This is a genomic window from Archangium sp., from assembly GCF_036388035.1.
Lineage (GTDB): Bacteria > Myxococcota > Myxococcia > Myxococcales > Myxococcaceae > Archangium.
Window position 1 is genome coordinate 1 of sequence record NZ_DASVSO010000296.1, and the last position, 11,821, is coordinate 11,821.

The following is an 11,821-nucleotide window of genomic DNA, read 5'->3' on the forward strand; positions in this document are numbered from 1 at the left end:
TCGTGACCGAGCTGGGGGTGCTCGGACTCGCGCCGGGAGAGATCGGCGTCGTGCCTCGCGGCGTGCGCTTCCGCGTCGAGCTGCTCGACGGCGAGGCGGGTGGGTACGTCTGCGAGAACTACGGCTCCCTGTTCCGGCTCCCCGACCTGGGGCCCATTGGGGCCAACGGGCTCGCCAACCCGCGCGACTTCCTCACGCCCGTGGCCGCGTTCGAGGACGTCGAGCGGCCCACGCGCGTCATCCAGAAGTTCCAGGGGCGCCTGTGGAGCACCGAGATGAGCCACTCGCCGCTGGACGTCGTGGCGTGGCACGGCAACCTCGCGCCGTACAAGTATGACCTGGCGCGCTTCAACACGATCGGCACGGTGAGCTACGACCACCCGGATCCGTCGATCTTCACGGTCCTCACCTCGCCGAGCGACACGGCCGGGGTCGCCAACTGCGACTTCGTCATCTTCCCGCCGCGGTGGATGGTGGCCGAGAACACCTTCCGCCCGCCCTGGTTCCACCGCAACATCATGAGCGAGTTCATGGGCCTGGTGCACGGCGCGTATGACGCGAAGGCCGGGGGCTTCTCGCCCGGCGGCGCGTCGCTGCACAACTGCATGAATGGCCACGGCCCCGACCGCGAGAGCTACGAGCGCGCGGTGGCCGTCGAGCTCGCGCCGCACAAAATCACCAACACGCTCGCCTTCATGTTCGAGACCCGCTGGGTGATCGCCCCCACGCGCTTCGCGATGGAGACGCCCGCCCTGCAGCGCGACTACGACGCCTGCTGGTCGGACTTCCCGAAGGCCCGGCTGCCCAAGACGGAAGTGAAGCGGTGAAGCTCGCCTCGCTGAAGTCGGGACGGGATGGCCGGCTGGTCGTCGTGTCGGACGATTTGACCGGGTACACGGACGCCACGGCCATCGCGCCGACGCTGCAGCGTGCGCTCGACGAGTGGGACCGCTGTGGCCCGCGCCTGCGGGAGTTGTCCGAGGCGCTCCACCGGGGCCAGGCTCCGCGTCAGCCCTTCGTCGAGGCGGAGTGTGCCTCCCCGCTGCCGCGTGCCTACCAGTGGGCGGACGGCTCGGCGTACGTCAACCACGTCGCGCTGGTGCGCAAGGCCCGCAAGGCCGAGATGCCCGAGAGCTTCTGGACCGACCCGCTCATGTACCAGGGCGGCTCCGACACCTTCCTCGCGCCGCACGAGCCCATCCCCCTCGCGGACGAGGCCTGGGGGTGCGATCTCGAGGGCGAGGTCGCGGTCATCACCGGAGACGTGCGCCAGGGTGCCACGCGCGAGGAGGCGCTGGCGGCCGTCCGGCTCGTGGTGCTGGTCAATGACGTGTCGCTGCGCAACCTCATCCCCGGCGAGCTCGCGAAGGGCTTCGGCTTCTTCCAGTCCAAGCCCGCCTCCGCCTTCTCTCCGGTGGCGGTGACGCCGGACGCACTCGGGAGCGCGTGGCGCGAGGGCAAGCTGCACCTGCCCCTGCGCGTGGCGCTGAATGGACAGCCCTTCGGGCAGGCGAACGCGGGGGTGGACATGACCTTCGACTTCGGCACGCTCATCGCGCACGCCGCGAAGACGCGCGACCTGTGCGCGGGCTCCATCATCGGCTCGGGCACGGTGTCCAACCTCGGCCCCGACGGCGGCCCGGGCAGGCCCATCCGCGACGGCGGGCTCGGCTACTCCTGCATCGCGGAGATCCGCACCGTGGAGACCCTCATGTCCGGCTCGCCGAAGACGCCCTTCCTCCGCCGGGGGGACCGGGTGCGCATCGAGATGCTCGATGAGGCGGGCCGCTCCCTCTTCGGCGCCATCGAGCAGGTCGTCGCGGAGCCCCGTCGGTGACTGAAGGGCGCGTGCGCGTCTACTCGACGCCACCGGGGGTGACGCTCTGCACGCTCGACGCGCTCGCCTCTCCCGGGGCGCGCAACGTCGTGCTGCAGATCGACGAGGCCTTCTTCCACGGCTTCCTGGTGCGCGTGGGCGAGGCGGTCCACGGGTACGTGGATCGCTGCCCGCATCAGGGGCTGCCGCTCGCCCAGCAGCTCGACCGCTACCTGACGCCCGATGGCTCGCTCATCTCCTGCTCCTGGCATGGGGCGCTGTTCCGTCCGAGCGACGGCCTGTGTGTGGGCGGCCCGTGCACCGGACAGCGGCTGACGCCCTGGCCCGTGACGGTCGAGCGAGGCCTGGTGAAGACGGCCTGAGCGGCGCCGGCTCAGGCCGGTGGAGGCTGGGCCGCGTGGGGATGAGGGACGGCCGGACGCAGCTCCTCCCCTTCGATCATCACCTCGTCCACGTAGCACCACCCCCAGTCCTCTCCCGGCTCGAACGAGCGGATGACGGGGTGCTTCGTGGCATGGAAGTGCTTCGTCGCGTGGTGGTTGGGGGATGAGTCACAGCAGCCCACATGCCCGCACTCCAGGCACAGGCGCAGGTGTACCCACTTCCCTCCGAAGCGCAGGCAGTCCTCGCACCCCGCCGTGCTGCTCGGGCGGACGTCGCGCAGGGCGTCCAGGTGGGTGCATCCAGAGGTGTCCATGATGGCGGCTCCTTTCCATCTTCACGGTAGGTACTCGCCAGGGGGCGTGGGTGGGAGCAGCCCGGGCAGCACGCGACCAGCCGGGCTCGTTTCTGGATCAGCACCGCGTCCTCCACTGAACAGGCAGCTGCCCCGAGCGCCTGGAAAACCGTTCACCTGGCAGCACCGGGTTGCCCCGCTGATCGGCCCCGCACTGGGGATCAGAAGCGTGCATTCCTACTTTTTCCGTGTGTCTGTCACGGGAGAGTGGAGCATGCAGGGGCTCGGAGAAGTTCAGAGCATGAGGGTGGAGCGGTCGCCCGCACCCCAGCGGCGATTGGTGTTCGAGCACACGATCGAAGGGCTCTTCCGCTTCTCGCTGCGCAACCGGCTGTCGGCGCCCGCCTGGCAGGCCCTGCGCGAGGTGGGGTTGGACCTCTCCAAGCCGCTGCTGCCCGCCTACACCCATGAGACGTGGCGGCGCGCGCTGGAGCTCACCGTGGTGGACCTCTACCCGGCGCTGCCGCGCGCCGAGGGTTGGCGCAACCTGGGGCGGGAGGTGGTCAACGGCATGGTCCACACGCTGATGGGCCGCGCCATGGTGGGGGTGGCCCGGCTGCTCGGGCCGCTGCGCTCGCTGCGCCGCTTCAACAACACCCTGCGCAGCGCGGACAACTACGTGGAGTCGCGCCTCACCGAGCTGTCTCCCACCTCCTGCGAGGTGTGGCTCAACGAGGTGATGGACCAGCCCTCCTACTACCAGGGGGTGATCGAGGCATGCCTCACCCTGGCGGGGGCTCGGGACATCCAGACGCGGGTGGTGGCGTGCGAGGGCCGCGGCGCCGTGATTCACGTGGAGTGGGAGGAGTAGCACGCGCGGCATGCGGGGGCATGCGGCGCTTTTCGGGGTGAGGTGAAGTTTACCCGCTCTGGGTGCCTGGAGACTCGGCGAGCGGGCCCCACACGGGGCTCTCGCGATCTGCGGTGCCCGCCGGGTTTCAGGCATACTCGCGCGGTAGGGGCCCACCCGGGGAGAGCGCCCTCCGCATGTCGAGTACGTCCACCAGTGTCGCCGAAGCACCAGGAGCCGGGAGGCGGGAGTCTCCGGGGCCGGGTGCGTCGCACGTGGGCCTGTCGTCCTGGGCGGTGGCGCGTCTGGACGCGTTCATCTCCGAGCCCCTGCGGCAGTCGGCCGCCGAGGAGCTCAACCGCTGCCGGATGCTGGTGGGCATCAACCTCATCCTGCTGCTGGTGTGCGTGCTGTTCCTGTTCTACGTGGTGGGGATGCCGTCGCGCTGGCCGCTGGCGCTCATCACCGCGGTGTGCGCGACGGGCTTCGTGGGCTCGCTGGGAGTCCTGCGCGGGGCGAGCTCCTCGCGGGGCCCGGCGGTGCTGCTGTGCACCATCCTCGCGGCGGGGCTGCTGGCCTCCGCGGTGCGCACGCAGGACGTGAACGTGGCCCTGCACCCCGTGTGCATGCTGATTCCCCTGGCCTCCGTCTACCTGCTGGGCGCGAAGGCCAGTCTGCCCTTCGTCCTGTCGGTCAGCCTGTGCGTGGGCTTGGTGCTGCCGCTGTACCACGCCTCGCCCGCGGGCGAGTTCCTGCGCTGCGTCTTCACCGCCATCGTCATGATGGGGGCCTGGGCGATGAGCTGGCTGCTGCTCGCCTCGAGGGATCAGACGAGCGCGGCGCTCGAGCGGGCGCTGCGCACGCTGCGCGAGAGCGAGCGCAAGCTGACGAGCCTGCTGGAGAACACCGAGGACATCGTCTGCTCGTTGGATGCCGAGGGGCGGCTCATCGCGGCCAACGCGGCGCTCAAGGAGGCCTTCCTCGAGATCATCGGGTCACACGTGCAGGCCGGGCAGCCGCTCTTCCCGGAGGGGGCTCCCGAGTCCCTGAAGCGGCGCTGGGACGAGTGCGCCCGGCAGGTGCTCGCCGGCCGGCGGGTGCGCTTCGAGGCCTCGCCCTCCAAGCTCAAGCGGCCCCGGGTGCTGGACATCTCCGTCAACCCGGTGTGTGACCCGGATGGCCGGGTGGTGGGGATGACCGTCTTCGGGCGGGACATCACCGACCGCAAGCAGGCCGAGGAGCGGTTGGGCGAGATGCACCGCAGCCTGCTGGATGTGTCGCGCCAGGCGGGCATGGCGGAGATGGCCACGGGGGTGCTGCACAACGTGGGCAACGCGCTCAACAGCGTCAACGTGTCGGTCAACCTCCTGGCCGAGCGGCTCCAGCAGTCGCGGGTGCAGGGGCTGCGCAAGGCCACGAGCCTGCTGGCCGAGCACGCCGCGGACCTCACCACCTTCCTCGCGGGGGATGCGCGGGGCAAGACGCTCCCATCCTACCTCCAGGCGCTCTCGGGGCAGCTGACCACCGAGCGCGACGAGCTGTTGGAGGAGGTGCACACGCTGCAGAAGAGCGTGGAGCACATCAAGTCCGTGGTGAGCATGCAGCAGGCGCACGCGCGCTTCTCGGGGATGGTGGAGCGGCTGGAGGTGACGCCGCTGCTCGACGATGCGCTGCGGCTGCACTCCGAGTCCTTCGAGCGCCTGGGCATCCAGGTGCGGCGCGAGTACACCGAGGTGCCCCTGGTGCGGTTGGATCGGCACAAGCTGCTGCAGATCCTCCTCAACCTGCTGAGCAACGCGTGCCACGCGCTGCTGGAGAGCGGGCGGCCGGACAAGCTTCTCACCATCCGGGTGGAGCGGACCGTCACCCAGCGGCTGCGCATCACCGTGGCGGACAACGGGGTGGGCATCGCGCCGGAGGATGCGCCGCGCCTGTTCACCCAGGGCTTCACGACGAAGAAGGACGGACACGGGTTCGGTTTGCACATCAGTGCACTGGCGGCGGCGGAGATGGACGCATTCCTCTCCTGCACGAGCGAAGGCCGTGGCCAGGGTGCTACGTTTACGATTGATCTGCCCGTCGCGGGCGAGGAGAGCAGGGCATGAGCGGCCCCATCGCAGCCAACCGCCGCATCCTGGTGGTGGATGACAACCAGGCCATCCACCAGGATTTCCGCAAGATTCTGTGCGCCCCCCCGGCCAGCACCACGCTGGATGCCATGGAGGCCGCGCTCTTCGGGGGCCCGGCGACGACGCCCGTGGACCCGGGCTTCGAGGTGGACTCGGCCTTCCAGGGCGAGGAGGGGATTGTGCGGGTGAAGGCCGCGGTGGCCGAGGGGCGGCCCTACGCCCTGGCCTTCGTGGACATCCGCATGCCTCCGGGGCTGGATGGCGTGGAGACGGTGCGCCGGCTGTGGAAGGAGGACGAGGATCTGCAGGTGGTGCTCTGCTCGGCCTACTCCGACTACTCCTGGGAGGAGATGACGCAGCGGCTGGGGCTCAGCCAGCGGCTGCTCATCCTGCGCAAGCCCTTCGACAACATCGAGGTGCGCCAGCTGGCGCACGCGCTCACCGAGAAGTGGGACCTGCTGCGGCAGAGCCACCGGCGCATGGCGGACCTCAAGCGCGAGGTGGAGGAGTGGACGCGCGAGCTGGCGGTGGCCAACGGGCGGCTGCGCCAGGAGATGGAGGACCGGGCGAAGCTGGAGCTGCGGCTGGTGCAGGCCCAGCGGCTGGAGGCGCTCGGGCGGCTGACGGCGGGCCTGGCCCATGAAATCAACAACCCGCTGAGCGTCATCATGGCCAGCGTGGGCTTCCTGCGCTCGGAGCTGGACGAGCAGATCGCCGGCAAGCGGGAGCTGGACGCGCCGGAGATGCGCGAGGTGTGCTCGGACGCGCTGATTGGCGCGGACCGCATCCTGCGCATCGTCAACGACTTCCGGACCTTCTCGCGGCTGGACGGGCAGCCGCCCACGCGGGTGGAGCTCAAGGACGTGCTGGACCACGCGCTGTCGGCCGCCAGCTACAACCTGGGCAAGACGCAGGTGGTGCGGGATGTGCCGGACTCGCTCGCCGTGCATGGCACCGAGGCGGGCCTGGAGCAGGTCTTCATCGGCATGCTGAACAACTGCGGGTACGCGCTCCAGGGCAACCCGGAGCCGCGGGTGACGCTCACCGGGCGCCAGCGGGATGACGGGTGGGTGGTGGTGGAGGTGAAGGACAACGGCACCGGCATCGCGCCCGAGCACATCACGCGCATCTTCGACCCCTTCTTCACCACCAAGCCGCCGGGGACGGGCACGGGGTTGGGCCTGTCCATCGTCTACGGCATCGTGTCCGGGTTCGGGGGCACCATCGAGGTGGAGAGCACGCCGGGCCAGGGCGCCACCTTCCGGGTGAAGCTGCCGCGCTCGACCGAGGCGGCGGCTCCGGCCTCCTCCTTCTCCTAGGGCGTATGAGCCTCTCCATCCGGCCCGCCAGACCCGAGGACGCGCCCGCGCTGGGACGCATGGGCGCGGCGCTCGTCCGCCTGCACCACTCCTATGACCCGGCGCGTTTCATGGCGCCCGAGGAGGACCTGGAGTCCGGCTACCGCTGGTGGCTGGCGCGGGAGCTGAAGCGCGAGGGCGCGGTGGTGCTGGTGGCCGAGCGGGAGGGCGCGGTGGTGGGCTACGTGTACGCCACCGTGGAGGGACGCGACTGGAACGCGCTGCTCGACGCGCACGGCGAGCTGCACGACATCTGGGTGGACGAGTCGGTGCGAGCCACCGGCGTGGGCGGGCTGCTCGCCGAGGAGATGGTGCGGCAGCTCGAGGCCCGGGGCGTGCCCCGCGTCATCCTGAAGACCGCGACGCGCAACGAGGCGGCGCGGCGACTCTTCGAGCGGCTGGGCTGGCGCGCCACCATGGTGGAGATGACGCGCGAGGTGGAGGGCTCCGAGGAGGAGTAGCGGGTGGCGTGAGCCGCGCTCAGACGGCCACCGCCAGGCGGGGCTCCTGTGCCTGCTGGGGCTCCCGCGCCGTCGCCTTCACCGCCTTCGTCACCACGTAGATGTAGAGGCAGTCGAACAGGAAGATGGAGAGGCACAGGAAGGTGAGGAAGTTCAGCCCGCCCAGCCACTCCTGCGTCATGCCAATCACGTAGTGGCACTCGATGGAGGTGCCCAGCGTGCCGAGCATCTTGCACCACGCGGCGGGCACTGACAGCCCGCGCCCGCCCTGATGCCGGCGCGAGAAGGCGAAGAAGATGAAGGTGACGCTCATGACGAGGTTCACCATGAACGCGCCCATCAGCCCCAGCATGTCGTGGTACTGCACGTAGAAGGCATACAGGCCGGAGATGGAGAGCATCACCGTGCCGGCGATGATCGGGTAGAAGTGGCGCTGGATCTCCGGAATGGTCTGCAGCTCCCGGCCGTAGCGCACCAGCTGGTAGACGATGACCAGGTCCACGAAGAACCACACCCGATCGAAGAAGAGCCAGAGCGGCACCGGATTGGGGATGACCCACGAGGCCAGGAACTCCCAGGCCAGGTTCATGGAGATGGCCACCAGCGGCAGGCCGTAGGACTTGTCCTTGAAGCTCTGCCGGATGATGAGGATGTAGGCCAGGATCCAGAAGACGCAGCCCAGCTCCCCGATGATGTTGAACCAGGCGAACGGGTCGAACGGTCCGCCGTGAACGTGCTCGAAGGAAAAGGTCGGATGCATGGTCAGGCCACCTTCTGGTTGGAAGCGAGCTGGCGGTCCGCCGAGCGCGTACCGGGTTTGAGGCGCCACAGGTCCTGCAGGTGGTCCGGGATGAAGAAGGGCGTGCGCTGACCGCCGCGCTGCACCAACAGCATCCCCTCGACGATGTCCTTGCTGACGTAGCGCAGCAGCTTCGCGGCGACGAAGGTGTTGTCACCCACCCAGTCCACCACCTCGCTCAGGCCCCTGATGGCGTGGGGGATGATGACCGTCCAGTCCGGCCGCGGCACCTCCAGCAGGTTCGCCACGTTGATGCCCTGCCACTGGTCCTGGTCCAGGAAGAAGTGGACCATGCTCGCCGGCAGCCCATCCAGGAGGCCCGGCGTGAGCTGCTGGAAGCCCTCGATGAGGGCCGCCGTCATGGCCACCCCCTCCTTCGAGTACGCCACCTGCCGCTTGCGGATGAGGAAGGTGAGCTCGCGGGCCTCGGCCATGTTGGACGGAATGAGCCGCTCGTCCACGCCGATGATGCGCCCCACCGCCTGCCACACGTAGAGCCACGCCTCCTGCTGCGCGGGGGTCAGGTCGATGCGCAGCGCCCGCATGCCCTCGAGCACCACGAAGCCGAAGGTCATCAGCGTGCCGGCCAGGTCCTCCTGGTTGATGGGCTCGCCCAGCTCCCGCGCGTCCCACGGCTTGTTCGGATCATGGCGGATGAGGTAGCGGATGGCCGCGTGCATCAGCCGCACCTTCTGCGTGGTGCGCACGCCCCGACCGTCGGGCTCCATGCCGCCCTCGCTCATCACGTCCACCACCATCTGCGCCGTCTCGAAGACGCGGCGGATGAAGCGCTTCTGCAGGAAGCCGGTGCGGTGGAGCACCTGCACGCCCTTGCGCGCCGCGTAGGAGGCCGGCAGCGAGTAGAAGCCGAGGATGAGCATCACCTCGGGGCCGAACAGCTCGAAGAGCTCCTGGCCCTGGCGCAGCTTCCCGGCGTCCAGCCGCGGCACGTCCGCCTGCGTCTGGAGGAGGTACTCCACCACGTAGGGCGGCAGCTTCTCCGAGGGCAGGTCGTCGTTCTCGACCAGCGTCCTCATCAGCCGGTTGACCCCGTCCACTTGATGTTCAGTGAACAGTCTCTCGATGACGGCATCGGCGAGCGGATCCATCTTCGTCCGCATGTCGTCCATGAAGTCCTGAGTCCAGAGGCTCGGCGGCATGGTGTGGTCTCCCCCCGTGGAGTGGCTCCGCGTGTCTTTCGAGTCCGCGGAATATGGATTGTACTCAAAGCATTCCGGCGGGCTGTGAATCGCTTCACACGCCAAGCACTTTGAGTGCCTTCTCAGGTGGGAGGCCCGGCGGACGCTCCAACACGTCGAGTGCCTGCAACGAGCCTGTCGCCCCCAGACGCTCGAAGATGCGGCGGGCATGGGCGAGGTGGGTGGCGCGGAGGGCGGCGTCCGGGGTGCGGCGGGCCAGCTCGAAGTGGGCGAGGGCCTCGTCGGTGGGCATGCGCAGGTCGCTCGCGTGGCCGAGCGCGCGCTGCCACAGCGTCCGGGCGCGCTCGGGGCGGCCCTCGAGCCAGGCCCAGGTGCCCTCGAGGCGGGCGCCGCGGCTGAGGGCGACGGGGTAGAGCCGGCTCACCTTGCGCAGCACCCGGAGGGACTCGGCGGCCAGGGCCCGGGGCTCCTGGGCGTCCGCTCCGCTGTCGCGCGCGTCCTCCCAGAGCGCCAGGCACGCCTCCACCAGCGCGGTAATGGAGGTGAGGTCCGACCACACCACCAGCGGACGACGGCGCAGCATGCCCAGCGCCTCGCGCGCGTGGGCCCGCACCTTCGCCCGCTCGCCCGTGCGCCAGGAGACGAGCGCGGCGTTGCAGTGGTAGCGCAGCACGGCGAGCGGGTCCGCCCACGCCACCACCGCCTCCGCCTCGCGCAGCCGCGCCACCGCCTCGTCCAGCCGCCCCAGTTGCAGCAGCGTGGGCGCCATCTCCGTGAGGGCCCACATGGCGTGGATGATGTTGGAGGCCTCGTTGGCCACCCGCAGCATGGACTCGCGCACGTACTGCGCGGCGCCCGGCTCGCGTGCCATCTCCAGCCCCATGCCCAGCACCTCCAGGCCGACGCACATGGTGGCCCGGTCGTTGATGTGGCTGGCCGCCGAGATGCCCTGCTCCACCAGGGCCAGGCCCTCTTCCCAGCGCCCGAAGGTGACGTGGTAGGCGCCCTGGACGACGTGGGAGTGGGCCGGGCGCGCGTCGGGCGCGGTGCTGACGCGGTGGAAGTAGCGCCGCGCCAGCCCGTGCATCCGCCCCAGGCCCGCCATGTAGCCCAGCGCGTTGTAGGCGAGGGCGGCCGAGGTGTAGTCGCGCGTCGCCTCCGCGAGGTTGACGGCGACGAAGTTGGAGGTGAGGTGCTCCAGCAGCCGGTCCGCGAAGAAGGAGTGCTCGGACAGGGTGCTGAAGATGCTGGAGGTGAGGGTGAAGCGCTCCCGCTCCTGGGGCGTCCCCGGCGCTGGCAGCCAGCGTCCCAGCGTCATGCGCGACACGTGCCGCACCAGCTCCCAGCCCAGCCGGACGCCCCAGCCCCACCGGCTCGTGGGCCGCCTGCGTCCGAGCAGGCGCAGCGCGCTGTCGCAGTGGGTGAGGCTGCGCTCGGTGTCCCCGAGGATGAAGTACGCGTGGCCGAGCCGCGCGTTCCACCGGGCCCGGCGCAGGGCGTCCACCTGCTCGGTGCCGCTCGTGGCGGCCTCCTGGGCCTGGAGAAGGAAGGCGACGGTCTCCGCGTGGGCTCCGCGCGAGAAGGCGGCCTCCGCGGCCTGCTCCAGGTGGTCCAGCGCCCGCTGGGGCTCCTCGGCCAGCCGCCAGTGGTGCGCCAGCAGGGGCTGGAGCTGCTCGCCGTGCTCCTCCTGCTCGCGCTCGTGGAGCAGGGCCACCGCCCGGTGCAGCTCCCGGCGCTGGGAGAAGGACATCAGGTGGTAGGCCGCCTCCTGCACCAGCACGTGCTTGAAGGCATACACCGGGCCGGACGGGCCGTCCTCCCGCTGCACCAGGCCGCGCCGCTCCAGCTCGGCGAGCTGCTCGGGCAGCGTGGCCCGATCCTCCTCCACCGGGTGCACGGCCCGCAGCAGCTCGAAGGAGAAGGTGCGGCCGAGCACGCTGGCCACCTTGAGGGTGAGCTGCTGCTGGGGCGTGAGGCGATCGATGCGGCTGGTGAGCAGGCCCTGGATGGTGCCGGGCAGGTCCAACGCCATCCGCTTCAGCGAGGGCTCCACCAGCCGGCACTCGCCGCCCTCGATGAAGAGGTGGCCGGCGTCGCGCAGGGCGCACGCCAGCTCCTCGCTGAAGAAGGGGTGGCCCTCGGCCCGGTCGCGGATGAGGTTGGCCACCTGCGAGGGCAGGGTGCGCACCCCGAGCCGCTGGCGCACCAGCGCCATCACGTCCTCGTACGGCATGCGCTCCAGCGACAGGTGCACCGTGCCGGGGGCGTCGCGCAGCTGGCGGTACTCGGCGGTGGCGGCCTCGCCCGGGGGCCGCGTGGAGAGCACCAGCAGCAGCCGCTTCACCCGCCGCTGCACCGCCTGCACCAGCTCCCACGAGGAGGAGTCCATCCAGTGCGCGTCGTCCAGCACCACCACGCGCGGGCGCTCCCGGGTGGACTCGTCGAGCAGCTGCACCAGCAGCTCGCGCGTATTGGCTCCGCGCAGGGGGCCGGACATCTGCCGCACCACCTCGCTCTCGGGCAGCTCCACCGGCAGCACCCCGTTGAGCAG

General features: G+C 70.3%; 11 protein-coding genes. 7 read left to right on the forward strand and 4 right to left on the reverse strand.

Annotated features, from left to right (window positions below):
* The 3 genes from VF697_RS12355 to VF697_RS12365 all read left to right on the forward strand — a co-directional run.
* The coding region (locus tag VF697_RS12355; RefSeq protein ID WP_331094542.1) for a homogentisate 1,2-dioxygenase domain-containing protein at window positions 1–827 on the forward strand (827 nt) is incomplete at its 5' end.
* Window positions 824–1,837 (forward strand): fumarylacetoacetate hydrolase family protein, encoded by a 1,014-nt coding sequence (locus VF697_RS12360; protein ID WP_331094544.1) that lies wholly within the window; start codon window positions 824–826, stop codon window positions 1,835–1,837. The genes VF697_RS12355 and VF697_RS12360, both read left to right, overlap by 4 nt.
* Window positions 1,834–2,199, forward strand: coding sequence for a Rieske (2Fe-2S) protein (locus VF697_RS12365; protein ID WP_331094547.1), 366 nt, complete (start codon window positions 1,834–1,836; stop codon window positions 2,197–2,199). The genes VF697_RS12360 and VF697_RS12365 overlap by 4 nt, the downstream gene beginning before the upstream one ends.
* 11 nt (window positions 2,200–2,210) lie before the next feature.
* Here VF697_RS12365 and VF697_RS12370 read toward each other — a convergent pair whose 3' ends face one another.
* Window positions 2,211–2,534, reverse strand: a complete 324-nt coding sequence (locus tag VF697_RS12370; protein WP_331094549.1) for a UBP-type zinc finger domain-containing protein — start codon at window positions 2,532–2,534, stop codon at window positions 2,211–2,213.
* Window positions 2,535–2,814: 280 nt separating this feature from the next.
* Between VF697_RS12370 and VF697_RS12375 the strand changes: the two genes are divergently transcribed.
* The 4 genes from VF697_RS12375 to VF697_RS12390 all read left to right on the forward strand — a co-directional run bounded on the left by VF697_RS12375 (window position 2,815) and on the right by VF697_RS12390 (window position 7,311).
* Window positions 2,815–3,384 (forward strand): DUF2378 family protein, encoded by a 570-nt coding sequence (locus VF697_RS12375; RefSeq protein WP_331094551.1) that lies wholly within the window; start codon window positions 2,815–2,817, stop codon window positions 3,382–3,384.
* Between the two features lie 176 nt (window positions 3,385–3,560).
* The gene (locus VF697_RS12380) at window positions 3,561–5,468 is read left to right on the forward strand and encodes an ATP-binding protein (protein WP_331094553.1); all 1,908 of its coding nucleotides are present in this window, start codon (window positions 3,561–3,563) and stop codon (window positions 5,466–5,468) included.
* Window positions 5,465–6,811 carry a hybrid sensor histidine kinase/response regulator gene (locus VF697_RS12385; protein WP_331094557.1) on the forward strand — a complete coding sequence of 449 codons (1,347 nt, stop codon included), beginning with the start codon at window positions 5,465–5,467 and terminating at the stop codon, window positions 6,809–6,811. The genes VF697_RS12380 and VF697_RS12385 overlap by 4 nt, the downstream gene beginning before the upstream one ends.
* A 5-nt stretch (window positions 6,812–6,816) precedes the next feature.
* Window positions 6,817–7,311 (forward strand): GNAT family N-acetyltransferase, encoded by a 495-nt coding sequence (locus VF697_RS12390; RefSeq protein WP_331094559.1) that lies wholly within the window; start codon window positions 6,817–6,819, stop codon window positions 7,309–7,311.
* 19 nt (window positions 7,312–7,330) lie between these two features.
* Here VF697_RS12390 and VF697_RS12395 read toward each other — a convergent pair whose 3' ends face one another.
* From VF697_RS12395 to VF697_RS12405, 3 genes are all read right to left on the reverse strand, one after another.
* Window positions 7,331–8,071 carry a hypothetical protein gene (locus VF697_RS12395; RefSeq protein WP_331094560.1) on the reverse strand — a complete coding sequence of 247 codons (741 nt, stop codon included), beginning with the start codon at window positions 8,069–8,071 and terminating at the stop codon, window positions 7,331–7,333.
* A gap of 2 nt (window positions 8,072–8,073) precedes the next feature.
* The gene (locus VF697_RS12400) at window positions 8,074–9,270 is read right to left on the reverse strand and encodes an oxygenase MpaB family protein (RefSeq protein WP_331094562.1); all 1,197 of its coding nucleotides are present in this window, start codon (window positions 9,268–9,270) and stop codon (window positions 8,074–8,076) included.
* Window positions 9,271–9,364: 94 nt separating this feature from the next.
* Window positions 9,365–11,821 (reverse strand): ATP-binding protein (locus tag VF697_RS12405; protein WP_414641276.1); only part of this gene is annotated, 2,457 nt, incomplete at its 5' end.

Coding starts and splice junctions, on each gene's coding strand:
- VF697_RS12400 (WP_331094562.1), bottom strand. CDS start 9,270: ATGCCGCCGAGCCTCTGGACTCAGGACTTCATGGACGACATGCGGACG.
- VF697_RS12390 (WP_331094559.1), top strand. CDS start 6,817: ATGAGCCTCTCCATCCGGCCCGCCAGACCCGAGGACGCGCCCGCGCTG.
- VF697_RS12375 (WP_331094551.1), top strand. CDS start 2,815: ATGAGGGTGGAGCGGTCGCCCGCACCCCAGCGGCGATTGGTGTTCGAG.
- VF697_RS12385 (WP_331094557.1), top strand. CDS start 5,465: ATGAGCGGCCCCATCGCAGCCAACCGCCGCATCCTGGTGGTGGATGAC.
- VF697_RS12380 (WP_331094553.1), top strand. CDS start 3,561: ATGTCGAGTACGTCCACCAGTGTCGCCGAAGCACCAGGAGCCGGGAGG.
- VF697_RS12395 (WP_331094560.1), bottom strand. CDS start 8,071: ATGCATCCGACCTTTTCCTTCGAGCACGTTCACGGCGGACCGTTCGAC.
- VF697_RS12370 (WP_331094549.1), bottom strand. CDS start 2,534: ATGGACACCTCTGGATGCACCCACCTGGACGCCCTGCGCGACGTCCGC.